At 72.3% G+C, this 25,489-nt stretch carries 10 protein-coding genes and 13 pseudogenes; 15 read left to right on the forward strand and 8 right to left on the reverse strand.

Going from position 1 to position 25,489, the window contains the following annotated elements:
- Positions 1-14: 14 nt before the first annotated feature.
- Positions 15-926 (forward strand): annotated as a pseudogene (locus tag FF86_RS03950) (glycosyltransferase); the annotation flags it as partial.
- A 40-nt stretch (positions 927-966) separates the two neighbouring features.
- On the opposite strand, the gene FF86_RS39810 reads toward FF86_RS03950, so the two are convergent.
- From FF86_RS39810 to FF86_RS03960, 3 genes and pseudogenes are all read right to left on the reverse strand, one after another.
- Positions 967-1,397, reverse strand: a 431-nt coding sequence (locus tag FF86_RS39810) for a S4 domain-containing protein (protein ID WP_255355699.1), incomplete at its 5' end; no start/stop codon positions are given.
- A gap of 1 nt (position 1,398) precedes the next feature.
- Positions 1,399-2,256 (reverse strand): annotated as a pseudogene (gene tyrS, locus FF86_RS03955) (tyrosine--tRNA ligase); the annotation flags it as partial.
- A 9-nt stretch (positions 2,257-2,265) separates the two neighbouring features.
- A complete protein-coding gene (locus tag FF86_RS03960; RefSeq protein ID WP_242422249.1) occupies positions 2,266-3,879 on the reverse strand; it encodes a S8 family serine peptidase in 1,614 nt (537 codons plus the stop codon).
- Between the two features lie 561 nt (positions 3,880-4,440).
- Between FF86_RS03960 and FF86_RS39815 the strand changes: the two are divergent.
- From FF86_RS39815 to FF86_RS04005, 12 genes and pseudogenes are all read left to right on the forward strand, one after another.
- Positions 4,441-4,926, forward strand: a pseudogene (locus FF86_RS39815) (methoxymalonyl-ACP biosynthesis protein FkbH); the annotation flags it as partial.
- A 1-nt stretch (position 4,927) separates the two neighbouring features.
- Positions 4,928-5,417, forward strand: a pseudogene (locus FF86_RS39820) (methoxymalonyl-ACP biosynthesis protein FkbH); the annotation flags it as partial.
- 1 nt (position 5,418) lies between these two features.
- A pseudogene (locus FF86_RS39825) lies at positions 5,419-6,516 on the forward strand (HAD-IIIC family phosphatase); the annotation flags it as partial.
- A 5-nt stretch (positions 6,517-6,521) separates the two neighbouring features.
- Positions 6,522-6,618 (forward strand): annotated as a pseudogene (locus FF86_RS39830) (acyl carrier protein); the annotation flags it as partial.
- Position 6,619: 1 nt separating this feature from the next.
- Positions 6,620-6,758: pseudogene (locus FF86_RS39835) on the forward strand (acyl carrier protein); the annotation flags it as partial.
- The gene (locus FF86_RS03975) at positions 6,748-7,413 is read left to right on the forward strand and encodes a serine O-acetyltransferase (protein WP_242418138.1); all 666 of its coding nucleotides are present in this window, start codon (positions 6,748-6,750) and stop codon (positions 7,411-7,413) included. The pseudogene FF86_RS39835 and the gene FF86_RS03975, both read left to right, overlap by 11 nt.
- A 378-nt stretch (positions 7,414-7,791) precedes the next feature.
- A partial coding sequence (locus FF86_RS64990) for a DUF4062 domain-containing protein (RefSeq protein WP_396229756.1) occupies positions 7,792-8,648 on the forward strand: 857 nt, incomplete at its 3' end.
- A 2,490-nt stretch (positions 8,649-11,138) separates the two neighbouring features.
- Complete coding sequence (locus tag FF86_RS03985) at positions 11,139-12,167, forward strand: NAD(P)-dependent oxidoreductase (protein ID WP_044883380.1); 1,029 nt, start codon at positions 11,139-11,141, stop codon at positions 12,165-12,167.
- Positions 12,164-12,703 (forward strand): dTDP-4-dehydrorhamnose 3,5-epimerase family protein, encoded by a 540-nt coding sequence (locus tag FF86_RS03990; RefSeq protein ID WP_044883381.1) that lies wholly within the window; start codon positions 12,164-12,166, stop codon positions 12,701-12,703. Before FF86_RS03985 ends, FF86_RS03990 begins: the two co-directional genes overlap by 4 nt.
- 292 nt (positions 12,704-12,995) lie before the next feature.
- Positions 12,996-14,315 (forward strand): class I SAM-dependent methyltransferase, encoded by a 1,320-nt coding sequence (locus FF86_RS03995; protein WP_044883382.1) that lies wholly within the window; start codon positions 12,996-12,998, stop codon positions 14,313-14,315.
- Between the two features lie 1,711 nt (positions 14,316-16,026).
- Positions 16,027-17,247, forward strand: a pseudogene (locus FF86_RS39840) (hypothetical protein); the annotation flags it as partial.
- 1,440 nt (positions 17,248-18,687) lie between these two features.
- Positions 18,688-20,143 (forward strand): Wzz/FepE/Etk N-terminal domain-containing protein (locus FF86_RS04005; protein ID WP_242418139.1); only part of this gene is annotated, 1,456 nt, incomplete at its 3' end.
- 265 nt (positions 20,144-20,408) lie between these two features.
- On the opposite strand, the gene FF86_RS39845 is transcribed toward FF86_RS04005, so the two are convergent.
- The 3 genes and pseudogenes from FF86_RS39845 to FF86_RS39855 form a co-directional block, all read right to left on the reverse strand.
- On the reverse strand, positions 20,409-20,764 hold a 356-nt coding region (locus FF86_RS39845), incomplete at its 5' end, for an O-methyltransferase (RefSeq protein ID WP_242418140.1).
- A gap of 1 nt (position 20,765) precedes the next feature.
- A pseudogene (locus tag FF86_RS39850) lies at positions 20,766-21,083 on the reverse strand (O-methyltransferase); the annotation flags it as partial.
- A 66-nt stretch (positions 21,084-21,149) separates the two neighbouring features.
- Positions 21,150-21,502 (reverse strand): annotated as a pseudogene (locus FF86_RS39855) (hypothetical protein); the annotation flags it as partial.
- A gap of 2,165 nt (positions 21,503-23,667) precedes the next feature.
- On the opposite strand from FF86_RS39855, the pseudogene FF86_RS63950 reads away from it, so the two are divergent.
- Both FF86_RS63950 and FF86_RS39865 read left to right on the forward strand, forming a co-directional pair.
- Positions 23,668-23,947: pseudogene (locus tag FF86_RS63950) on the forward strand (beta-mannanase); the annotation flags it as partial.
- A gap of 1 nt (position 23,948) precedes the next feature.
- Positions 23,949-24,378: pseudogene (locus FF86_RS39865) on the forward strand (beta-mannanase); the annotation flags it as partial.
- A 121-nt stretch (positions 24,379-24,499) separates the two neighbouring features.
- Here FF86_RS39865 and FF86_RS04025 read toward each other — a convergent pair.
- Both FF86_RS04025 and FF86_RS39870 read right to left on the reverse strand, forming a co-directional pair.
- A complete protein-coding gene (locus FF86_RS04025) occupies positions 24,500-25,273 on the reverse strand; it encodes an SDR family oxidoreductase (protein WP_044883388.1) in 774 nt (257 codons plus the stop codon).
- A pseudogene (locus FF86_RS39870) lies at positions 25,270-25,489 on the reverse strand (hypothetical protein); the annotation flags it as partial. The pseudogene FF86_RS39870 and the gene FF86_RS04025, both read right to left, overlap by 4 nt.

Raw genomic sequence — 25,489 nt, forward strand, 5'->3', positions numbered from 1 at the left:
AGGAGCGTGCCGCNGTGTCGGTCGAGCAAGCCAAGCGGTCCACGTGGCAGTACGAGCTCGTGCTGGTCAGCTACCACAGCCGGGAGCAGCTCGAGGGGCTGTTCGCGACGCTGCCGCTGGACATGCCGGTGGTGGTCATCGACAACGCGAAGGGCGCCGACCGGGTCGACGAGCTGCTCGCGGACCGACCGAACAGCCGCTACCTCGACTCCGGTGGCGGCAAGGGCTTCGCGAAGGCCGCGAACATGGGCATCCGCTCGTCCAGGTACGACTACATCGTCCTCGGCAACCCGGACAGCCGGCCCACCGTCGACGTCATCGACGTGCTCGTCGACGACCTCATCGCCGATCCGGAGCTGGTCACCAGCGCGGCGACGATGAAGGGCCACGACGACAAGCCCGAGCTCGGCAACGGTGGGTGGGAGCCGACGCCCCGCCGGGTGCTGCTGCACGTCCTCGGCGCGCACAAGGTGGCCCCGACCTCGGCGCTGTTCGCGCGCCCGACCCCCGGTCGGCCGATGAACCCCGAGTGGCTGACCGGCGCCTGCATGGCCGTGCGCCGCGCCACGTTCCTCGACCTGGGCGGCTTCGACGAGACGTTCTACGTCTACAACGAGGACATGGCGCTCGGCCGGGCGATCCGCGAGGCCGGCCTGCGCCAGCAGCTGCACACCGATCTGCTGGTGCCGCACGGAGCCGGCGGCAGCGGCGCGGGCAAGACCTGGATGCTCCAGATGCGCGGCGCGTCCATGGTCCGCTACCTGCGCAAACACAACGCTCCGGCCCGGGTGAACGTGATGCGCTCGATGCTCGTGGCCGGGTACGCCGGGCGCACGGTGCTCTCCCGTGCCCGTGGCAAGAAGGCGGTGGCCGACGAGCACGCCGCCTACATCAAGGGGCTGCTCGTCGGTCCGCCCGCCCCCTGAGGCCCCGCCCGGCGTGGCTGGGGCCGGGCGAGGCGGGCGCTCAGGTGAAGCGGGCGACCCGCCACTCGCGGCGGCCGCGGCGGACGAGGATGACGGAACCGTGCAGCAGGTCCTTCTCGGTCACGGTCGCCTCGGCGTCGATCCGGTCGCCGTTGACGAGCACGGCACGGTTGCCGAGGTGCTCGCGGGCGTCGCGGCGGCTGCTGGCCAGGCCGGTGGCGAGCAGGAGGTCGACGACGGGCCAGCCGCCGTCGGCCGCGAGCCGGGCCAGCGGCTCGGTGACCGTGGGCACGTCGGCGAAGACGTCCGAGATCAGGTCCGCCCCGATCGCCTTCACGTCGCCGCTGAACAGCGCCGCGGACGCCGCCTCGGCGGCGTCGACGGCGGGCTGGCCGTGCATGAGCCCGGTCATCTCCCGGGCGAGATGGCGTTGCAGCGCGCGGCGGCCGGGCGCCTCGGCGTGCTCGGCGANCAGCCGCTCCAGCGGCTCGCGGTCGGTGAGCGAGAAGAACAGCGCGAACCGGCGTGCCTCGTCGTCGGACAGATTGATCAGGAACTGGTACAGCGTGTATGGCGAGGTGCGGTCGGCCGTCAGCCACACCGCGCCCTTCTCCGACTTGCCGAACTTCGTGCCGTCCGCGCGCAGCAGCAGCGGGCAGGTCAGCCCGTGCACCTGCGTGCGCAGCACCCGGCGCACGTAGTCGATCCCGGCGACGATGTTGCCCCACTGGTCCGACGCCCCCATCTGGAGCGTCACGCCATGGTCCTCGCACAGCCGGCGGAAGTCGTACGCCTGCAGCAGCGAGTAGCTGAACTCGGTGTAGGTCAGGCCGACATCGGGGTCGTCGAGGCGGCGGCGGACCGAGTCGCGCCTGATCATCTCGGTGACGGGGAAGTGCTTGCCGACGTCCCGCAGGAACTCGATCATGCCGAGCCCGCCCAGCCAGTCGCCGTTGTCGACGAAGGCCGGGATCTCCTCGGCGGCCAACGCCCGCCCGAAGATCGTCTCCATGATCTCGCGGTGGCGCGCCACGTTGGCCCGCACGTCCTCGACGGTGAGCAGGCTGCGCTCGACGGACTTGCCGGACGGATCGCCGATCAGGCCGGTGCCGCCCCCGAACAGGGTGACGGCGCCGAGCCCGGCCCGCGCCGCCCGGATCAGCAGCGTGATGGGCAGCAGGTTGCCGATGGTCAGCGACGGGGCGGTCGGGTCGAAACCGATGTAGCAACGCCGCCCGCCGCTGTCGAGGTGGTCCCGTAGTTCGGCGGGATCGGTGCTGTCGTGGATGAGTCCACGCCAGGACAGCTCGTCCAGGAGCGCGTGTGTCATATGGCCATGTTAGGAGTGGCCGCGCGGGCCCTCGTGCGTCGTGGTTCGCCGGGCGGACAGCAGGTGCGCGCCCACACCGAGCAGGCCGCCCAGCCAGACGGCGAGGGCCAGCCCGCCGACCCAGGCCAGCGCGGACAGGATGCCGGGATGTCCACCCGGGCCGCCGGCGCCGGCCGCCGCCACCGAGCCGCCGTCCCGGTCCTGCCCCTGCCCGCCACCCGAGGCCGCCCCGTGCCCGGGGCCGGGGCCGCCCGCGGGGCCGGTGGGGCCGGTGGGGCGGCCGGCGGTCAGGCCCGGCGGCGTGGCCGCGCCGTCCGCTGGTTCCGCCCGCGCACCGGCCGCCGTCGGCGGCACCACCGATGCGGCGGCCTGCGAGCCGAGGCCACCGTCGCCGTTCGGACCGGATCCGGCGGAGCCGTCCGCGCCGTCCGCGCCGCCGGAGAGGCCGGAGAGGCCGGAGCCCGACTCGGCGTCGGTGGGGTCCGCGCCGGCGGGTGCCTGGCCGGCCGTGCCCCAGCGAGTCGGGGTGGCCAGCAGGGGGTTGGCGGCGACGACCGGCACCGGTTTGGTCAGCGCCGCGGCGGGGTCGACGATGCCGAAACCGAACTCGACGTCGCGTCCCGGCGCCCCGGCGTCCCGCGCGGTGTAGATGAGCCGCTCGATGACGTTGGGCGCGTCCAGGTCGGGCCGGGCCGACCGGATGAGCGCGACCACGCCCGAGACGATCGCGGCCGAGTTCGAGGTGCCGGCGCCGGTGTCCAGGCCGTCCGGGGAGACCCTCGTCGGCACCGGCGCCCGGATGCCCGGGGCCGGGGCGGCGATGACGGCCCGCGTTCCGCGGGACGAGCCGCGCCAGAAGTCGCCCCGCGCGGTCGAGCCGGTCACGGCGACGACACCCGGGATGTTCGCCGGCGAGTTGATCTCACTGTCGCCGGTCTCCACGTTGCCGGCGGAGGCGACCACGACCACATCGTGGGCGAAGGCGTAGGCCACCGCCTCCCGCTCGTCGGGGGTCGCGGCGCCGGCCGAGCCGAGGGAGAGGTTGATGACGTCCGCGCCGAGGTCGACGGCTCGGTGGATGCCGCGGGCGACCTCCGTCGAGTCGGCCTCGGCGCCGGTCGAGATGGGCAGGATCCGGGCGGCCGGGGCGATGCCGCGTACCTCGGGCCGGCCGTTGTCGTTGCGCCCCGCGATCAGGCCCGCCATGGCCGTGCCGTGGCCGTCGGGATCGTCGTCGCGCCACCCGTCGGAAGCCGCCCCCGGCCCGACGCCGGCGCCGGGCAGGACCTGGCCCTGCAGCTTGGGGTGGCCGGCGTCGACCCCGCCGTCGATGACCGCGACCACCGTCCCGGCGCCCTCGCTGATCTGCTGCGCCTGGGCGAGTCCGAGCACCGCGTGGTACCACTGCGAGCCCTGCGCGGGGGCGACGGGGGCGGGAACGACGCCGGCGGGTGCGGCCACGGCGGGTGTGGCCACGGCGAGCAGCGGCCCATCGAGGACGGACACCACCAGCAGCGCCAGTACGGCCGGCACCGCCCGGAGGGCACGGCGCGGCACGACCGTCCTGGTGGGGCCGCGGGGCACCGTCCCACCGGGGCCGCGGGGCATAGCGCGGTGCTGCATGAGGGNGGTCCTGCCTCCCGGGACGTGCCACTGGGCGCGCTGAGGGGGATCACGGGTGGCCGGGTGGAAAGGCGCGGTCGGCGTCGCCGTGTGAGGCAGTTTTCCATATTGCCGGCCCTATGCGGGCCGTTGTCGAGAAGTAAACAGATACGCCCCTGTTGACCTGGTAGGGCGCAACCCTCGGCGCGTCTCGAGTCCGGGTCCGAGACGCGCCGAGGTGTCGGACACGGTGGGGTGGCGCCACTGCAGCGGAACGGATACTACAATGTGTAATGTGACAATTACAGTTGTGTGTTGACTGTGGCGGTCGGTCGTCGCGGCGGCTCGGCGCCGTTGCGTCCGCCTCCGGTGGACCGCCCCGAGTCGCGAAGGATGCCGGATTTTGTGCGGAAAATCCGTGGTGTTCCTGTTGCCGCTGCGGCCGCGGCCGCCGTGGATATCCGGTCGATATCCCCGCCGCCCGTCCCCGCCGTTCCGTTCGAACCAACTCTCACGTGAGGGTAGAGTTTGGGCGGTCGGATGCGGTGGCCGTGACGGGCCGCCACGAGAGGGGCCACAGGGATGACCGAAAGTGGGGATACCGGCGTGGGGGTTGGGCCTGACCGGCCGGCGCCGCCGCGCGACGGACGCATCGCCGAGCTGACCGCGCTCGCCGCCGCGAGCGAGATCCCGACCGCCGCGCTGTGCCGCGACCTCGCCGTCGCCCACGAGCGCGCCGGAGACCCGGACGGGGCGGTGCGCTGGGCGCTGGCGCTCACCGACACCGACGGCGACCTCGGCGCCTGGTCGGCGGCGGCCGGCGTGCTGCGCCGCTGCCTGCCCGCCGTCGCGCCGCTGCCGCGCTCGGCCCGGGTCGCCGTCCTCGGCAGCTACACGACGTCCCAGTTCGCGGCGCTGCTGCCGCTCGCGGCCGCGCGGGCGGGCGTCGCCATCGAGACCTACGAGTGCGGCTACGGGCAGTACCGCCAGGAGATCCTCGATCCCGGCAGCGGGCTGTACCGCTTCGCGCCGGACGTGGTCGTGCTCGCCGTGCACGCCGGCGAGGCGNCCCTGCCGGCCGTCGGGGATGGGCCGGACGCCGTGGTCGCCGCCGAGGTGCGCCGCTGGACGGCGCTGTGGGAGACGATCCGCGCTCGCTGCGGCGCCCGGGTCGTCCAGCACACCTTCGCGGTGCCCGGCGAGGTCGCCCTCGGGCATCTGGCGCTGCGTACCGGGGGCGCCCGCCCGACCCTGCTCGCCCGGGTCAACGCCGAGCTCGGCCGCGCCGCCGGCGACGGGGTCGGCCTGGTCGACTGCGAGCGCCTCGCTGCCGACGTCGGCAAGCGGGCCTGGTTCGACGCGCGCTACTGGCATCGCTCCAAGCAGGCGGTGTCGCTCGCGCAGGTACCGCTGCTCGCCCGGCACACCGCGGCGGTGATCGGCGCGCAGCTCGGGGTCAGCCGCAAGTGCCTGGTCCTCGACCTCGACAACACCCTGTGGGGCGGCGTGTTGGGGGAGGAGGGGCTCGCCGGCATCGCGCTCGGCGACGGCGCCGTCGGNGAGGCCTTCGCCGCCTTCCAGGACTACGTCGTCGAGCTGAAGGACCGCGGCGTCGTGCTCGCCGTCTGCTCCAAGAACAACGACGCCGACGCGCGGGAGGCGTTCGAGCGCCACCCCGGCATGCGGCTGCGCCTCGACGACATCGCGATGTTCAGCGCCTGCTGGGACGACAAGCCGACCCAGGTGCGCCGGATCGCCGCCACCCTCGGCCTCGGCCTCGACGCCCTCGTCTTCGTCGACGACAATCCGGCCGAGCGCGAGGCGGTGCGCCAGCTCGTCGGCGAGGTCGACGTCCTCGCGCTGCCCGCCGACCCGCACGGCTACGTCCGGGCGCTGGCCGACTACCCGTTCTTCGAGACGGCGGCGCTCACCGCGGAGGACGCCGCGCGGACGGCGACCTACCGGGCCCGGGCCGAACTCGCCGCCGCCGAGGCCGCGGCCCCCTCGCTGGCGGAGTTCCACCGGGGGCTGGACATGACGGCCACCGTCGTTCCGCTCGACGAGCTGACCCTGCCCCGGGTCGCGCAGCTCGTCGGCAAGACCAACCAGTTCAACCTGACCGGGCGCCGCCGGAGCGCCGACGAGATCGCCCGGCTGGCCGCCGACCCCGGCACGGCCGTGCTCTGTATCCGCCTCGCCGATCGGTTCGCCGACCACGGCCTCGTCGCCGTGGTCATCGCGGTCGAGGCGGGCGACGCCCTGGCCGTCGACACCTGGCTGATGAGCTGCCGGGTGATCGGCCGGACCCTGGAGGACGAGGTCGCCGGGCTGATCCTTGCCGAGGCGCGCCGGCGCGGGCTCGCCCGGGTCGTCGGCGAGTACCGCCCGTCACCGAAGAACGCCCTGGTCGCGGACCTCTACGAACGCCTCGGCTTCACCCGGATGGACGCGCCGGACGATCCGTCCGAGCCGGGCACGATCCACTGGTCCCGTGCCGCGGACGCGCCGTATGCGCCGCCCGCCCTGATGCGCGTCGTCGCGGCGGCGGCCGGCGTCGACCCGAACGGGGCCGACCGGCCGGGTGTGCCGCCCGCCGAGCTGTCCACCCACGTGTTCGCCCAGACGCGGCCGCAGGACCGCAGGATGGAAGAGGTGTAAAGGTGATGGTGCAGGACCGACTCCAGCAGATCTTTCGGGAGATCTTCAGCGACGACGGCCTCCTCGTCTCCGACACGATGACCGCCGAGGACGTGCCCGGCTNGGACTCGCTCGCGCACATCAACCTGATCTACGCCGTCGAGCGGGAGTTCTCGATCCAGATCGCCGACGACCGGCTCGCCAGCTTCGCCACCGTCGGTGACATGCGCGAGCACATCGAGGAGCTCAGCGGTGTCCACTGAGGCCGGCCCCGCGATCGGGTCACCCGCCCCGCCGATCGCCCCAGCGGACGACGTCACCGCCGCGTCCGCCCCGTCCGCCGCGACCGCCGCGACCGCCCGGACCGCCGCCGAGGCGGATCATCGGGAGGCGTCCGAGCTGGGCCTGCGAGAGATCCTGCGGGAGGACTTCCGGCGGCATTACGGCTCGCTCGCCCATCCGGGCCTGCACGTGCTCGCCGTCTACCGCCTCGGGCAGTGGCGGCGCACCCGGCGCCAGCCGCTGCGCGCCGCGCTCACGGTGGTCTACAAGGTGCTCAACAACCTCGTCATCCGTAACCTTTACGGGGTCGAGCTCTCCGAGCAGGCCCGCCTCGGCCGGCGGGTCCTCATCGGCCATCACCAGACGATCCTGATCCCGCCGTTCTGCGAGATCGGCGACGACTGCACCCTGCGGCACAACCTGACCATCGGCTACGCCGGCGGCTCGGCGTCGCCGCGGGACGTGCCGAAGGTCGGGGCCCGGGTCGAGCTCGCCCCCGGCGTCCACCTTCTCGGCGCGATCACCATCGGCGACGACGCCCGCATCGGCCCCGGCTCGATCGTCATGGCGGACGTCCCTGCCGGCTCCACTGTCTTCGCCGCCCCGGCCCGGATCATGAAGCCCCCCACCCGCTGACCACCGCACTTCGGCCGGCCGCCGCTCGGACAAGCAGCCCGGTTCCGCGGAACATCAAGATCACTGAGCTGTGGTGGGGGCCGGGCGCATGGCGCGGTTCCGCGGAACACCAAGATCACCGGTATGTGGTTGGGGTTGGACGTGATTCGCGGTTCCGCGGAACACTGAGATCGCAATAGCCGGAGCCCGGACGCGACGCGATTCCGCCCGAAGCGCTGGGTGACATACTCCCAGGGCATGGGGGACAGGCACGTGTACGGGCCGGGTCGTGCCGTGACCGGTGAACCTTCGGCGCCTGAACCTTCGGCGCCTGAACCTTCGGCGCCTGAACCTTCGGCGGCTAAACCTTCGACGACGCCGCGCCGGTTCCACGGGGTGATGGTCTCGAGTACCTACCGAGATCTGGAGCAGCACCGTGCCGCCGCGATCCGGGCGATTGACGGGCAGGGGCTGCACCCGGTTGCGATGGAGCAGGACTCGGCGCTGCCCGAGGTCACCGTGGTGGATTCCTCGTTGCAGAAGGTCCGGGACGCGGCGGCCTATGTGGGCATCGTTGGACGCAGCTACGGGCAGGTCCCCAGGATCGCAGGTAATCCGCGGGGTCTGTCGCTGACCGAGCTGGAGTTCCGGGAGGCGCGCCGCCTCGGCCGGCCAACGCTGATCTTCATCATGAGCGAAAGGCATCCGGTGCCGGAGACGGCGGTGGAGCTGGACCCGGAGAAACGCCGAAAACTGGCGGAGTTCCGCGACGAGGTGAAGCGCGCGAGTGACGACTCTCTCGTGCACCGGGTGTACCGGGAGTTCGACAGTCTCGAGGATTTCACGGTCGCGGTCACGCAGTCGGTCGCCGCGCTGCGCCGTGTCCTCGACGCGCGCGACACCGGGGCTGCCCCCGGGCCCGCCGCCGGGGCGAATCGGGCCGGCCGGCGGGAGCGCGATGGTATCCCCGCCTCGCCGCAGCTTTACGCCGAGCCTCCCTATATCGGTCGGCAGCGGTTCGTCGGGCGGGTGGCCCAACTGGAGACCCTGACCGACTGGGCGGCACCCGCGGATCCGTACCCGATCCTGCTGTTCGACGCGATCGGCGGCACCGGAAAGAGCGCGCTGACGTGGGAATGGGTCTTCGGCCACGCTACTGATGTCCGCGGAGACTGGGCGGGGCGATTCTGGTACTCCTTCTACGAGAAGGGGGCGGTGATGGCCGACTTCTGCCGCCGGGCCCTCGCCTACACCACNGGCCGGCCGCTGGACGACTTCAGGAACCTCAAACAGNCCGACCTCACCGACCTGCTGCTCCGCCAGCTCCAGAGCAGGCCGTGGCTGCTGGTCCTCGACGGCCTCGAACGAGTCCTCGTCCACTACCACCGCCAGGATGCCGCCCAGCTCGCCGACGAAGACGCCGGCACCAGCGACACGATCGCCGACCGCGACCCCTGCGCGGCGATCCGTCCCCTCGACGACGAGCTGCTGCGCGGGCTCGCCGCCCCCGGTCCGTCGAAGATCCTCATGACCTCACGGCTGGTGCCGTCGGTTCTGCTCGGCCCCGCCGGCCAACCGATCCCCGGTGTCCGACACGAGCCGCTGCCCGGACTCCGGCCAGCCGACGCGGAAGCCCTGCTGCGGTCCTTCGGAGTCGACGGCGACTCGGGCACCATCCGCACCTACCTGCAGCGGCACTGCGACTGCCATCCACTCGTGACCGGCATCGTCGCCGGTCTCGTCACCCACTATCTGCCNGCGCGCGGCCAGTTCGACCGCTGGGCCGCCGACCCCGACCACGGGGGCCGCCTCGACGTCGGGGACCTCGATCTCGTCGGCAAACGCAACCACATCCTGCACGCGGCCATCGACGCACTTCCCGACCCGGGTCGACAACTGTTGTCCATGCTCGCCCTGCTGTCCGAAGCCACCGACTACGACACCATCAACGCGCTCAACCCCCACCTGCCGGTTAAACCCGACGCCGTCCCCACGCCGTCGAAGCCCGAAGACGATTGGGACTGGGAGTACAGGTCGGCGGAGGACCGCGCCGCCGCGCGGGTGGCACACGCGGCGGCGATGGAGGAGTACCAGGCATACCTGCAAGCCCTGAGCACGTGGGAGCGAGCCCCGGAACGTCTCTCGGCCGCGCGACGACTCGCCGACACCGTGGTGGACCTGGAAAAACGCGGGCTGCTGCAGTTCGATCGGCGCACCCGCCGGTACGACCTGCACCCGGTGGTGCGCTCCGTCGCCGCCGGCAGGCTCCCCACCCACGACCGTGACCACCTTGGCCAACGCGTCGTGGACTACTTCTCCGCCCGTCCCCACATCCNTTACGGGGAAGCCGAATCTCTTGACGATCTACAGAATGGCCTGACCGTCGTCCGTACCCTCCTGCGAATGGGCCGGATCTCCGAAGCCTACGACGCATACCTGGGCGACCTGACACACGCCCTCGCCTTCAATCTGGAGGCGTACACTGAGATACTATCTTTAGTACGCCCCTTCTTTGTCCATGGCTGGAACACTCCGTCCCCCGATCTGGACGCGACGGCCCAGAGTTTTCTGGTCTCCAACGCGGGCTACGCGCTCAGTATCCTCGGAGAGTACCGCCAGGCGTTCGCCGCTGGCAGAGTCGGTTTGGATATCAACCTTGACCGGCAGAACTGGAATANCTTGCGTAATGCGATAAGCAACTGTGGAATGGGTATTTATGGCCAGAACCGCCTCGCGGCTGGCGAGCGCCTTTTTTCTCTCGCTCTCGAGCTGGCTGAATGTCTCGACGGTGAGGATTTGTTCCTCGGGCGACTAAGCCTTTACAATATATATGTAGATTCCGGACGTATGGATGATGCCGAGCGCATGTGGGAGGCTCTCGACCCGATGGGTCGCGACTGGGCCCGGTCGAGGTACAGACCCGGGAGCGCCGAGCTACTGCGTGCCCACTTCCTGTTCGAGCAGGGCACTCTCACGGAGGACGACCTGGGGCAGGCCGAGCAGATTGCGACGGCCGGCCGCAGCCGTGAGAATGTCCGCGAGCTGTACCGGCTGCGTGGGTGGTGGCTGGCGGACCGCGGCCAGTGGGCGGCCGCAGCAGACAGTCTCAGCGAAGCCGTGCGCATGGCCCGCGAAGCCGGCATCCCCGAAGCCCACGCTGAAACCCTGCTCGCCCTGGCCCGTCTCCACCTCGGCCAGCTCACGAACCCCCGCGCCGACGCCGAACGCCTGGCCGCGCTCCGCCGGCCCGCGCACCTCCACCTCGCGCGTCTGTGGCACGCCATCGGCGACACCGGCCAGGCGACCAGGCACGCCCTCGCCGCCTACCGGTATGCCTGGGCAGACGGCGAACCCCACGTCCACCGCCACGAACTGAACCGCGCGACGGAGCTGCTGCACACCCTGGGCGCCGAGATCCCCCGCCTGTCCCCCTACGACCCCGCGGCCGACCCGCCGCCCGACTGGGAACTACGCGCCGCGGCAGCCATCCGCGATCTACGCCGTCAGGACGACAGTCAGGGCTGACGAGGTCCGACCGCTCCCCGGGTGGCCATCGGTCGGTCCGTTCACAGTGACGGTGAATGACCGGGCTTTCGCGTCTGGTGTCGCGGTGCGTCGACTAGGTGGCCTGTGCGGAGGCCGCGGGATGTCGGCGGCCGGGGGGCGGGACCGAGTCGGTACGGTTTGAGGCCGGACCGTCTGGCCCGATCGGGCCACCCCGCGGCCGACATGGAGAGGACTCGCGGATGAAGGTGCTCGTGACGGGCACGGAGGGGTACCTGGGGTGCCTGCTCGCGCCCGAGCTGATGCGCGATGGCCACGAGGTCATCGGCGTGGACACCGGTTACTACAAGTACGGCTGGCTGTACCGCGGGACGGACCGGACCCCGCTGACCCTCGACAAGGACCTGCGCCACCTCACCGTCGCAGACCTCGCGGGCGTCGACGCCGTGGTGCACATGGCCGAGCTGTCCAACGACCCGCTCGGCGCGCTCGCGCCGGACGTCACGTACAAGGTCAACCACCTCGGCTCGGTGCGGCTGGCGAACCTCGCCAAGCAGGCCGGCGTCGAACGGTTCGTCTACATGTCCTCGTGCAGCGTCTACGGCGTGGCGACCGGCGAGGACGTCACGGAGACCTCGCCGGTCAACCCGCAGACCCCGTACGCCGAGTGCAAGGTCTACGTGGAGCGCGACGTCGCCCCGCTGGCCGACGACTCCTTCTCGCCGACCTTCCTGCGCAACGCCACCGCCTACGGCGCCTCGCCGCGGCAGCGGTTCGACATCGTGCTGAACAACCTCGCCGGCGTCGCCTGGACGACCGGCGAGATCGCGATGACCTCGGACGGCACCCCCTGGCGTCCGCTGGTCCACGGCCTCGACATCGCGAAGGCGATCGGCCTCGCGCTGACCGCGCCGCGCGACGTCGTCCACAACCAGATCTTCAACGTGGGTGACAGCGAGCAGAACTACCAGGTCAAGGAGATCGCCGACGCGGTCGCCAGCGTCTTCACCGGGTGCAAGCTGAGCTTCGGCGACAACGGCGGTGACAACCGCAGCTACCGGGTGTCCTTCGACAAGATCGCGAGCACCCTGCCCGGATTCTCCTGCGACTGGAACGCGCTGCGCGGCGCCCAGCAGCTCCACGAGGTCTTCAGCCGTATCCAGCTCGACCCGGAGACCTTCACCGGCCGCGGGCACACCCGACTCAAGCAGCTCCAGTACCTGATCGGCACCGGCCAGCTCGACGCCGACCTGTTCTGGGCGCATCCGTGATCGTCACCCCGACGGCGATCGCCGGGGTGACGATCGTCGACGTCGAGGCGTTCACCGACGCCCGGGGCCTGTTCGCTCGGACGTTCTGTGCCGAGGAGTTCGCCGCCGCGGGGCTCGCCGTCGAGGTCGCCCAGTGCAGCGTGGCCTACAACGCCACGGCCGGCACGATCCGCGGGATGCACTGGGCTGGCGAACCCGTGCGCGAGACCAAGTTGGTCCGCTGCACCCGCGGCGCGCTGCTCGACGTCGTGGTCGACCCCCGGCCGGACTCGCCGACGTACCTGCGCCACGTCGCGGTCGAGCTGTCCGCCGACAACCACCGGGCGTTGTTCATCGACGCGGGGCTCGCGCACGGCTACCAGACGCTGGCCGACGCCACCGAGGCGACGTACCAGATGAACGTTCCCTTCACCCCGGGACACGATCGCGGGCTGCGCTTCGACGACCCGCGCCTGGGCATCGCCTGGCCGCTGCCGGTGTCGGTGATCTCCGACAAGGACCGGGCCTGGCCGCTGCTCACGGGCGTCCCGGCCTGAATCCGTTGTCGTTGCCGCCACCCCCCGTTGTCCGATCGCTTTCGGTGCCTGCGAAACTCAACGCCGGCGGGAACGTGGGTGGTGCCCTCGCGACCCGGAGGGCAACACGGCCCCTGACCCTGGTGCCGTGACGATCAGATTGCTTCGGACTGTCACATCCCCGCGGCGGATGTGCGGTCACCACACCGCTCGGCTCGCTGGGCCGAGCGGCACACCCGCGTCCGGCCCGCCGGGCCGTGTAGCCGGCACCGACGCGGGCAGATCGATGCCGACATCTCACCAAGGGGAGCGCATGTCATCCGGAAACCCGGCCCAGGGCGGTAGCGGAACCGTCGCGGCCGACGCGAACCAGTCGCCGGCCACCTCCGGCGGCATCGCCACGCCGGTCACCGCGTGCCGGTCCTGCGGCGGGGCCGCCCCGCGGCTGTTCCTCTCCCTGGGGTCGACGCCCATCGCGAACCGCCTGGTGCGCGCCGACGCCCTCGACGCCACCGACCCGTCGTTCCCGCTCGAGGTCGGCTTCTGCGAGTCCTGCGCGCTGGTCCAGCTCACCCACGAGCTGCCCGCGTCGGAGATCTTCGACGAGGACTACCCGTACTTCTCGTCGTTTTCGGACATGCTCGTCCGGCACGCCGAGAAGCATGTCATCGACCTGATCGCCAGCCGCAACCTCGGCCCGGACAGCCTGGTCGTCGAGGTCGCCAGCAACGACGGCTACCTGCTCAAGGCGTTCGTCGAGCGGGGCATCCCGGTGCTCGGCATCGAGCCGACGCCGGGTCCGGCCGCCGCCGCCCGCGAGGCCGGCGTGCCGACCCGCGAGGAGTTCTTCGGCGCGGACCTGGCCCGCCAGCTTGTCGCGGAGGGCCTGCGGGCCGACGTGATCATCGCGAACAACGTGATGGCCCACGTCCCCGACCTCAACAGCTTCGTCGAGGGCTTCTCGATCCTGCTCGCCGACGGCGGGCTCGTCGACGTCGAGAACCCCGGCGTGGGCGCCCTGCTGGCCCACACCGAGTTCGACACGGTCTACCACGAGCACTTCTGCTACTTCTCCACCATCGCGGTGGACGCCCTCATGCGCCGCCACGGTCTGGCGCTCGTCGGCGTCCAGGAGTTTCCCGAGCTGCACGGCGGGACGCTGCGCTGGAGCATGCAGCACGCCGTGGCCGCCGAGCCGGCCGAGTCGGTCGCGGCCGTGCTCGGCGCCGAGCGGGCCGCGGGCCTCGACTCGTTCGCGCGGTACGCCACCTTCGGTGACGACGTACGCGCCGTGCAGGAGGAGCTGGTCGCCCTGCTGCAGTCGCTGCGAGCCGAGGGGAAGACGGTCGCCGCCTACGGCGCCGCGGCCAAGGGTGCGACGCTGCTGAACTCCAGCGGCATCACCACGGACCTCATCGACTTCGTGGTCGACCGCAACGTCCACAAGCAGGGCAAGTACATCCCCGGGGCGCGGCTGCCGATCCTCGACCCCGCCGTCCTGCTGGAGCGCCAGCCCGACTACCTGCTGCTGCTGGCCTGGAACGTGAAGAAGGAGATCATCGCCCAGCAGGAGGAGTACGCCGCGCGCGGCGGTTCCTTCATCGTGCCGGTACCCCGGCCGGTCGTGCTGTAGGCGGGTCCTGCATCGTGGAATGGGGTCGTCGTCATCTCCGCCCGCGGCCATCCGGGTCGCGGGCGCCGGGCCGGCGTCGTCGGTCGGGAGAGCGAGCATGACGGACATCGATCTGGATCTGCGGGCCTCGGGCTGGCCCGAGGATCCGCCGCCCGAGGACCCGCACTCCGTCGAGCAGACCCCCCACGCCCCCCGGCCGGGCGCGCCGGCGCCGGACGGATCTCCGGTGGCCGGCGGCCAGAGCAGCCCCGCGCGCGCCTACGATTCGGCGTTCATCGGCTTCGAGGTGTCCTCGGTGATCCCGCCGGAGACCTGGGCCGCGCCTGCGCCTCTCCCGGCGTCTCCGGCTCTCCCGGCGTCTCCGGCTCTCCCGGCGTCTCCGGTTCACCCTGCGCCTCCGGTTCACCGACAACCCGGCCCCGGCGCCGGACCGTGGGGTCAGCCCCCGGGGCACCCCGGTACGTCCGAGCCGGCGCCCGGCGTACCGGCCTGGCCGGGCCAGCAGCCCGCGCCGCCGCGTCCCCAGTCCACCGGGTCCGGAACGCGGCCTCCGCCGCCTGGTCAGGGGCAACAGCCTGGTGGGGGGCAACCGCTGAGCGGTCCGCCCGACCCCCGTCGAACCCCGACCGCACCCCCGGCCCCGACGTCCGGCGCCGGGCCTCCGGACCGGGCTGCGACACCGCCGCCCGCCGCCCATCGGACGCCGCCCGCCGGCCACCCGACGGCTGGGCCCCCTGCCACGGATCACCGGCCACCGATGTCGCCGGGTGGCTACCCCGCCGGATCGGGCACCTCCCCTGGTCGCCCGTCGCCGCCGGATGGGTCCCGGCGGGGGCGGATTCCCACGGCGGGCCGCGTCCCGACGTCACCGCCGGCCGGCTACCCGGCGGGTCAGGCGCCGATCGTGGGACGCGTTCCCACCGGACCATCGCCGACAGCCCGCGGCCCGGTGGGCCAGGCCCCCGCAGGTCCGACGCCGGCGGGCCAGACGCCAGCAGGCCACGCCGCGGGAAGCCAGGCCAGATCGGACTACGTCAGGCCGGGCCAGCTTCCGCCGGGCCAGACTCCGCAGGGACAGGTCCCGGGAGGCCGGAACCCGACCTCGCCCGGCAGGACCGGGTTCTCGCAGCCCGGCTGGACCGTATCGTCCCGGCCGGGCGTGGGGGCTGCACGTCCGGGTCCGGCCGCCACACCACCCGAACGGCCCCCCGCCGTGCTGCCGGGGCTCACCCCGGCGCTCCCCGAGGGTCCCCCCGGGGGGCAGATGCCCTCGCCGATCACCGTGGAACCCGGGGTGCGATCCGTCCCGCCGGCCTCCGCTGGGCCGTCAGGGCCCCGCACCCCCTCGGGTCCGCGTGGGCCGAGGGAAGGCCGTGCGCCGTCGGGTCCTGGCGTGCCCTCGGGTCCTGGCGTGCCGTCGGGTCCTGGTGTGCCNTCGGGTCCTGGTGTGCCGCTGGGTCCGGACATGCGAGATGGTTCGCGGCCTGCGCCGGGAACGCGGACGTCGGCGGAGTCCGCCGGTCTGGGTTGGATCGCGGTCAGCACGGCGCCGCGGGCTTCCATCCGATCCGTCGAGGCCGGCGGTCCCGAGGTGGGCGGCAGCCTGCCCGGGTTCGGATCTACCTATCCGGCCCCCGGCCCAGACCCGGGCCCAGGCCCCGGCCCCGGCGGAGCCGCAGCCGCAGGCCCACGTCCCGCCGCAGGTCCAGGGGTGAGGTCGCAGCCGGGGCCAGGCGAGGCCGGGGGCGGTGCGGGTGCGGGGCCGAGTTCGCCGGAGACCTCGGCGCTGCCGGGGCTGCGCCGGTTGCCGGGCGGTAGCCCGCTGCCCCACACGATCACCTCGACGATCGACCTGAGCGCCCTGCAGCACCGCCTCCGCGTCGAACAGACCGAGATCATCGCCCGGGTCGAGGATCCCGCGCCCCGCTCGCACCGGCGCCGCCGCCGAGCCGCCCCCGCGGACGTGGAGTCCACCCAGGTGGTCTCGCGCGGGTCATTGCCCGGCCAGCCGCGTCCCGGCGGCCGGTCCGATCCGTCGGGCAGCGGCGCGGCCTACGAGGGCCTCGCCGACGCTCTGGACACCGGGCTCATCGATCGGCGTGGCGGCCGGGCGGGCGGTACGGCGCGGCGCCGGGCCGACGTCGGCGGGGTGGTCGACGACCGTGGCCGCCGTGCCGACCATGGCCGCCGTGCCGACCGGACCCGCCGCGTCGACGGCGATCCTGGCGAGGTTGACGATCCCGAGCGGGGGGCCGGCCCCGGCGGGGGCGGCCCCAGCACTCGCTCGAAGGCGATCTGGACCCTCGCCGACCAGGCCATCTCCAGCGCGACGAACGCCGCGATCTCGTTTCTCATCGCGCGCCAGGTCAGCGATGTCGAGTATGGCGCGTTCGGGATCGCCTACACGCTGTTCGCCATTGTGATCGGGTTGTCTCGTGGCGCGACCTGCATGCCGCTGAGCATGCACTACTCGGGCGCGACGCCGTCGTCGTTCCGGTCGGCCGCCTCGGCCACGACCGGCTCGTCGTTCGTCTTCGGGATCGGGATCGGGGTCGGGTTCGTCGGCGTCGGCCTTGCCGTCGGCGGGCCGGTCGGATCGTCGCTGATGGCGATGGGCTTCGTGCTGCCCGGCCTGCTCCTGCAGGACGCCTGGCGGTACGTCTTCTTCGCCATGGGGCGGCCGTTCGGCGCGTTCCTCAACGACCTCGTGTGGGCCGTCGTCCAGCTGCTCGGGATCTGGCTGCTCGTCCACCGTGGGGTGACCGAGTCGTCCCCGCTGCTGCTGGCCTGGGGAGCCTCGGCCCTGGTCGCCGCCCTCATCGGCATCGTCCAGGCCGGCTTCTGGCCGTCGCCCGGGGCGACCAGGCGGTGGCTGGCGGAGAACAGGACGGACTCGACGTACCTGGCGGCGGAGTTCATCACGGTCCAAGGCNCCCTGCAGACGTCGATGCTGGCGATCGGGGCGGTCGGGTCGCTGTCGACGATCGGTGCCCTGCAGGGCGCGCGGACGCTGCTCGGTCCGACCACCGTGGTCGGGGTCGGGGTGGTCAGCTTCGCGCTACCCGAGTTCTCCAAGCGGACCTCGATGAACGTGCACGCCCGTGAGCGGGCGGCGTACGCGCTGTCCGGGCTGGTCCTCGCGATCGGCGCGGCCTGGAGCCTGATCTTCTACTTCCTGCCGGAGCGCTATGGCCAGGCTCTGCTGGGCGACACCTGGGAGGGGACGAAGGGCATCCTGGGCCTGTCGATCCTGCACTATCTCGCGGCGGCGGTCCCGGTGGGACCGGCCTGCATGGTCTACGCGCTCGGTAAGACCAAGATCACTTTTAGGCTGAACGCGGNCTTCGCCCCGATGCTGCTCGGATTTCCCATCCTCGGGGCGGTTCTCGGCGAGGCCCGCGGCGCGGTGATCGGATTCAACATTGCTTTTTGGGCTATTGCTCCGGTGTGGTTCGTTCTGCTCCGTCGGCTCGGGCGCGAACACGACGCCGAGCAGGCGGCGCTGCGCGCGGCGCAGGGCGAGCCGGGAACCGCCGTCGATCCGGTGCGTCCGCGCGCCGGCAAATCCGGCAGTGGTGGTGGCGCTCGTGGGCGCGGGTCGCGGCGGCCCCGGCCGGGGGAGGGGAGAGGCGGCCGCGCGGGATGGTCGGACCGGGGGGCGAGGCCGCCCGAGCCGGTGTCGGCCGGGGCGCCGCGCGGCGGCGCCGGTCCCGGCACCGCGGGTGGTTGGTCGCCGGAACGGGGACGATCACGCCAGGACCAACGTTCGTCCGGGGGGCGGCGGCCGGCCGGCGGTCGCCCGGTCGCCGGTGCGTTCGACGAGGTGGAAATGACCGGCGGGTGGGAGTTGCCCGAAGGTTCGGCGCGGCGTGATAGGTCCAGTGCAAAACGACGGGATGGAAATAACTCGACAAAAGTTCGGAAATCTGACGTCCCGGAAGAGTTACGACGGGAACTTCCGCGACCGCGGCCGGTCCGCACGGATCGTGACCGTCCCTCGCCGCGGGGGAAGTCGGGTGAATCCGAGCGCGGTATCGGGTCGGTGGATGATGTGGACGGTAGGGGTCTCGCCCGGGGAGGTCAGCGCGACGGTCATCGTCGCGGAACCGGCCCGCGGCGTGGCAGGGGCGACACCTGAGCGCCATCACGGCGTCAGTCATAGCTATGACCGTTTACTATCCGCTATCGGCTATGCTCACAAATCGGTTCGTCAGATCTAGACCGTGGTCCGGCAATCGGGCCGGATGCTCCTGTGGGGGGCCACTTTGAGTCCGCTTCACGTCCTGCTGGAGGTGTCGGTGCGTCAGCTCGCCGGCTCTCCGATCCGCGTGCGGGCCCGGTCCGCCCGTCCTGAGTCCGAGGCGGGCACGTCATGAGCCGCAACGCACAGGCGGGTGGCGAGACCAGCCGGGCCCCGTCCGCTCCCTCGTTGTTCCGCATCATCCAGCCGCGGCTGCTGATCATCGTGATCGTGGTTGTGATCTTCGCGGCGCTGGCGGCCATCTACTCCAAGGCGCAGTCGGCCACCTACGCGTCGAGCGCGCGGGTCTTCCTCTCCACCGACTCGGGCACCCTGGGGGCGAGCTCGGTCGACGCGACCCGCTTCGTCCAGACCCAGGCGCAGTTCGCCCAGTCCTCGGCAGCGGTGGCGGTGATCGCGAAGGACCTCAAACTGTCCGAGTCGGACGTGTCGAGCCGGCTGAGCACGTCCCCGTCGGACGCGGGCTACTTCTTCGTCATCAAGGGCAAGGGGCCGTCGCAGGAGGCGGCGAACTCCCTGGTCAAGTCCGCCGAGACGGCCTACAGCACGCTGCTGACGAATTATGGCCCCAACAGCCAGGAGTCGGTGACCGCGCTGAAAAATCTGCGCGACCGGCTCGTCACTGAGGGGCAGGGTTCGGCTGCGGGGACAGCCAATGACGTCGGTGTGCGCACCGCGCAGATCCAGGACCTCAACACCAAGATCGCTGCGGCGGAGACTGCGGCGGTGCTGGGTAGCTCCGCGGTGAAGCTGGCAGAGCCGCCGGTCGCCGACGGTCAGGGCGGTCCCAACCTGCTGCGCAACGTCCTCGTCGCGGTGATCGTGGGCCTGCTCGGCTCCATCGCCGCTATCTGGATCATGTACCAGCGGCGGCCGACGATCCTCGACCCGCACAACCCGTCGGACACCCTCGGCGTGCCGCTGATCGCCGCGCTGGAGCCGGGGCGCACGACCGCGAGCGCGGCCGAGACGCTCGTCTCGGCAATGTCGGCGGTGATGTCGCCGACGAGCAAGGTGGTGGCGTTCACCCCGGCGTCGCGCGGGGACCTCGCCGCCGACCTCGTCTCCTCCGTCGCCGCGGCCTGGTCGGACGACCAGGGCGTCGTGCTGATCCTCGACACCTCCCCGTCGTCGGAGGTGCGGGCGTCGCTGGAGGGGCTGCCGCGGGCGACCTCCGGGGAGCTGCCCCGCTGGGCGCACGAGCCCACCTGCCTCGCCCGCTCGTCCGGCACCGGCCGCGGGCACATCCTGTACAACCGCGTCTCGCCGGCCCGGGCGGCGCGCCCCGGCGGCCTCGCGCCGATCCTCGCCGACCGCGCGCCCGTCGTCGACCTGGTCATCCTGGTCACCTCGGCGCTGGCCGAGCTGCCGATGACCGCGGCGTCGGCGATCCAGGCCGACGCGGTCGTGGTCATCACGTCCACCGAGACGCACCTCAAGGAGCTGGAGCAGGTGCCGCGGGACTGGCCGGCGCTCGCCGAGCGCGTCGTGGGCGTCGTCCACGACGGCCGGACCGGCATCCGCCGGGCGACCGGCAACGCCGCCCCGGAGCGTCGCTCCTCGGTCGNCACGATCACGTCGAACTCCCCGGTGGGCGGCGAAGGTCCGCCGAGCAAGCGCGGCGGCATGGATCCGGAGGCCACCGACCGCTACGCCCGTCCCGCCCGGTAACAACCCGGCCCTCGCCCCGCCCTTGCCGGCCGGGCCGCCCACGGCGGCCGGCAGACAGCCAGAGCGACAGACGGCCCCGCTCCTCGCGCCCTGCGCGTCGAGCGGGGCCGTCGCCGTTCTGCGAGGGCCGAGCCGTTCCGCGGCCGCGGCCCGGCCCGGCTCTACGCGCGCACGAGTGCGAGGACGAAGCCGTCCCAGCCCTTGCTGCCCACCGTCTGCAGCGCGGTCGCCGTCAGCCGCGGCTCCGCCCCCACCAGGTCCAGCACGGCCCTGGTCCCCTGGACGTCGGGGTCCGCGCTGTCGGGGTCGACGACCGCCCCGCGGCGCACCACATTGTCGATCACGATCGCGCTGCCGGGGCGGGTCAGGCGCAGCGCGGCGGCGAGGTAGCGCGCGTTGTTCTGCTTGTCCGCGTCGATGAACACGAGGTCGAACGGCTCGGGTTGGGCCGCGATCAGCGCGTCGAGCGAGTCGACGGCGGGACCGAGCACGACCTGCGCGACGGCGCCGAGGCCGGNGCGCTCCAGGTTGCCCCGGGCCACCTCGGCGTGATGGGGATCGACCTCCAGGGTGACCACCCGGCCGGTCGGTCCGACGGCCCGCCCGAGCCAGATCGTCGAGTATCCGCCGAGGGTGCCCACCTCCAGCACCCGTCGGCCGGAGACCAGGCGGACGAGCAGGGCGAGGAAGGCGCCCTGGTTCGGCGCGACCTCGATCGGCGGCAGCCCGGCCGCGTGGCTCGCGGCCCGCGCCTGCCGCAGCGTGTCGTCATCGTCGACGAGGGTGTCGACGAGATAGTCGTCGACGGCTCGCCAGTTCTGCACCAGGTCGTCCACCGGTGGGCACCTCCATGGTCGCCAGCGTGGGCGCCGGGCGCCCGGCCGGGGCCCGGCGAGGCGGTCTCAGATGCCCGCGAAGGACCTGCGCTGCGCAGGGGGCGAGGGGCTCGGCGGCGCTGGCCCGGGATCGTCCGCCAGCCGGAGCGACTCCTCCGGCGCGACCGTGAACCAGCCGACGAGCAGCAGGCCCAGGCCGGTGACGACCGGGGCCAGCAGGCCGCCGGACAGCACAGTGTAGAAGATCAACACCGACCCGGAGAGCACGAACGACTGCGAGCCACGCACGAACATCGCCACGATGAAGCTGAGGAACGTCACCGTGCCGAGAACCCCGTACTCGAGGACGAGCTTCGGCACGAGCGCGTAGTTCAGCGGCAGACCGGTGCGGCGGAAGAACTCGCCGGCGTCGCGGTCGGNGAAGCCCGCGCCGGAGCCGAACACGACCGTCGCCGGATCGCTGCCGAGCGCGTCCCAGGTGCGCTGGTAGGGCTGGACGAAGCGCAGGCTGCCGCTGGAGGTCGACGAGGACGTCTCCGTCGCCCGGGCCGCGAAGATGCTCGACGCCGGGGTGAAGCTGATGACCAGGGCGATGAGGCCCACGCCGACCAGGGCGGTGAACGCGAACTTGGCGCCCTTGTGGACGGCCAGCAGCACACCCGCGAAGGCCAGCAGCAGCAGGCCGGTGCCGGAAACGGTGCTGAGAATCGCCAGCACGAACATGAACAGCCGCCACCAGCCGCCGTTGCGCAGGACGCAGACCACGATGCCGAAGCCCAGGAACTGCGAGCAGAACGACGCCTCCAGACAGACGAAGGCGTTCGACTTGTACAGCGACGATCCGTACTGGACCGGGTAGGAAGTGTTGAAGCCGTGCATCAGGAAGTTCGACGGCACGACGTCCTTGACCACGTCGGTGTACGGAACGCCGACAAGCTGAATCGCGAACTGGAACAGGGCCAGCCCGGCCAGCACCGTGATCATGATGAGGAAGCGGTCGAGCAGCCGGGGCAGCAGCGCCCGGGCGTCGGCGGGACGCAGGCCGAAGACGAACGGGACATACGTCGCCAGCAGCAGCAACAGCGACGTCAGGGACGTGCTGTCCTTCTGCCGCAGGAAGGAGACGAGCGCCGACAGCGAGCACGCCGTCATCGCCACCAGGTAGCCGGTCATCCGGCCCGAGTTCCGGCTCAGGCCGCCACGCCGGACCATGATCGCCGCGCACACGTAGGTGATCGGCAGGATCACCTGGACCTGTGAGCCGCCGACGGGAATGGCGATCCGCTGGAAGAAGATCTCGAAGAACAGCAGAATGGTGAGCAGCCGCAGCGTCGCGTCGTTGGCCGTCCGGCCGCTGCCCGCCTCCTGGGTCGGGATCACCCACGACCGCGGAATCCTGGTCGTGAGGGTGGTGGTTACCACTGGTTTCCCGTCCCCCGTTCTCGGTCGGCGGGCGCGCCGCGGCCGGGTGGGCGGCGGCGAACGCTGCGGACGACAGCCGGGTGACCCCGCATGGCGGCCCGGTGGGCCGTGCGTGGACGGCACCGTCGGCAAGTCTAACCGGCGCCGATCGGACGCCTCCCACCGTGGTCTTCGGTCAATTCCCGGGGCGTACGGTCGCCCGTCCGTCACCGCCCGCAGTCGTCCTCGTGGTGTCTTCCGGGAACCTGGCGCCGTCGGGTGAATAATGGCCCGGGCCGCCCGGACGGCTGCGGTCGGAGAAGTTCTCCGGCCTGGGAACTCCCTGGGTGAAGGCCCGCGTTCCTCGTATCAGGGCGGNGTTATCGGCCGCGGCCGAAGCCTGTTCTCGTACCTGTGCGGCGGGGTCGGTCGTTCATTGCTGTCGTGATGACGTCCGGTCGTTCCGGCGCCTGGCGACGATCTGTCCTCAGCGTGGAGGTGTAACGTGCGCTATTCCGGCATCGTGCCGGGAGGGCGTCCGCCCCCGTCCGACCGGTTCGGTCCGCAGCGGGGCGGCACCTCGCCGACCCGCGCCGTCTCGATCAAGGGGGGTGGCGGGCCCGGCTGGCCCGGTGCCGACACCGGCACCATGCCGCTGCCGGGCATCCGGACCTCGGGGTCCGTGGACTCTGGCGCGTCCACGGACCCCGAGCTGTCCGGCTTGACACTCTGGCCCGACCAGCCCGACCAGCCCGACGACGCGTCCGGCGGGGTCGGTCCGTCCGGTGGGGTCGGNGGCTCGGGCGGGTCTGGCGGAGCCGGCGGCTCGGGCGGATCGCGGTGGCGTCTGCCGCCGTCACGCCGCGGACGGGCGTTGGCCGTCACCGGCCTCGCGGCGATCCTCGTGGCCGTGCTCGGTGCCGTCGGGCTGGTCGTGCTCGGCGGCGGTGGCGATGGTGGCGGCGGCGGTGAGGTTTCGAGGCCGCCCGCCCCGCCGGCGGGCGGCGTCGCCTGGCCCTCGGGCGCCAACGCCAACCCGCCCCACGACCTGGCCGCGTGGGAACGCTGGCTCGGCCGCCGGACCGACGTCGCCGTCGTATTCACCGTCCGTGACAACTGGCGGAAGATTGTCGCCGACGACTGGCCGCTGTCGGGGCTCCGCCCGGACGCCTACGCCGGGAAGGTGTCCATCGCTCAACCGCTGTTCCCGAAGGACGGCAACGAGGCCGCCTGTGCCCGCGGCGACTACGACGCCAACTGGGCGACGTTCGGGCGGACGCTGGTACGCAACGGCCGACCGGACGCCTACGTCCGGCTCGGCTGGGAGTTCAACGGCGACTGGTTCTGGTGGTACCCGCGCGACACCGCCACCTGGCGGACCTGCTTCCAGCGGGCGGTGACCGCGATCCGCTCGACCTCGCCCGGCGTCCGCATCGACTGGAACATCTCGGCCCACCGGGACTNGATGCCGGGCGGCGACAATGTCTGGGCCGCCTATCCCGGTGACGCGTTCGTCGACGTCGTCAGCATCGACGCCTACGATTCCTACCCGCCGTCCTTCACCCGCGCGACCTTCGACGCCCAGTGCAACCTGGACTCGGGCGCCTGCACGGTCGCCCGGTTCGCGCGCGAGCATGGCAAGCAGTTCGCCGTGCCGGAATGGGGTGTCGTCCGCTCGGCGGGCGGCGGCGCGGACAACCCGTTCTATGTCCAGAAGATGTACGAGCTGTTCCAGGCGAACCGGGCGAACCTCGCCTACGAGGCGTACTTCACCGCGACCGATGCGGGCAACGTCCAGTCCTCGCTGGTCGACCCCCCGAGCAACCCCCGCGCCGCCCAGCGCTACCGAGCCCTCTTCGGCGCGCCGCCGCCACCGACCACACCACCCCGCTGAGGGCCTCCATGGTTCTTCCACCGGGGTCGGCGTCCGATTTATCCCTGTGGAAGAGACAGCGGGAGCCGCTCCCCCGCACACCACCTTCTGGTGGGGCGGGGGGCGGCGCTGCGGCGGCGGGTCAGTAGCTCTTCTTCGCGGGGCGCAGGTGCAGCTCGGTGATCTCGGCGGTGGGTGGGAGCCGAATGAGGTAGTCGACGAGGTCGGCGACGTCGTCGGCCTGGATGAGCAGCGCCGGCGCGTACTCTCGGCCCTCTCGGGCGTAGATCGTCTCCTGGCGTGGGGTGGCCGTGCGGCCGAGGTGGATCGTGGCGACCCGGATCCCGTCGGCGTTGATCTCCTGGCGCAGACTGTCGGCGAAGCCGCGCATGGCGTGCTGGGTCGCGGCGAACTGGCCCGCTCCCGCGCCCGCGCGAATGCCCTGCGTGGAGTTGATGAAGACGATGTCGGCGCCGCCGTCGGCCCCCGCGACCCGCAGCGCGGGCAGCAGCCGCTGGGTCAGCGCGTAGGGCGCCCGGACGTTCGCGAGGTACTGCGCGTCCAGGTCGGCCAGCGAGGCCGCGTCCACCCGGGCACTGGCGTAGGCCCCGGCGCTGTGCACCAGGTGGTCGACCCGGCCATGGCGGACGGTGACCTCGGCGACGAAGTCGGTGACGGCCGCGTCGTCGGTCAGGTCGAGCCGGACCGGCAGCAGCGTGCCCGGCCCGGTCGCCTCCTTGCCGAGGCCGTCGAGCCGGGCCTGGTCGCGGCCGAGGGCGAGCACGGTGGCGCCGTCGGCGGCCAGGCGCAACGCGGTGGCGCGGCCGATGCCGCTGGACGCGCCCGTCACGACGGCGACGTGCCCGGCGAGCGGAACCGCGTCCGCCGCCGGGCCGCCCGCGGATCCGGCCGTCACGCGCTCGACGCCTGGGAGAACACCAGCACGGCGTCCTCCCGCGGGGGCGCGGTGTCGTAGCTGAGGCAGATGTCCTCGGGGATGCGGGTGAGGTCCGTGCCGCGCAGGTAGTCCCGCATCGTGGTGCCGGTGCACTCGGAGTCGACGTTCGGCGCCCCGACGTGGTTGATGACGTCGTCGAAGTGCACCGTGCGGAAGTCCATGCTGAACCGGGTG

Origin of the sequence: Frankia sp. CpI1-P (genome assembly GCF_001421075.1) — a bacterium.
Lineage (GTDB): Bacteria > Actinomycetota > Actinomycetes > Frankiales > Frankiaceae > Frankia > Frankia torreyi.

Coding starts and splice junctions, on each gene's coding strand:
- FF86_RS03960 (WP_242422249.1), bottom strand. CDS start 3,879: ATGCAGCACCGCGCTATGCCCCGCGGCCCCGGTGGGACGGTGCCCCGC.
- FF86_RS03985 (WP_044883380.1), top strand. CDS start 11,139: ATGAAGGTGCTCGTGACGGGCACGGAGGGGTACCTGGGGTGCCTGCTC.
- FF86_RS03995 (WP_044883382.1), top strand. CDS start 12,996: ATGTCATCCGGAAACCCGGCCCAGGGCGGTAGCGGAACCGTCGCGGCC.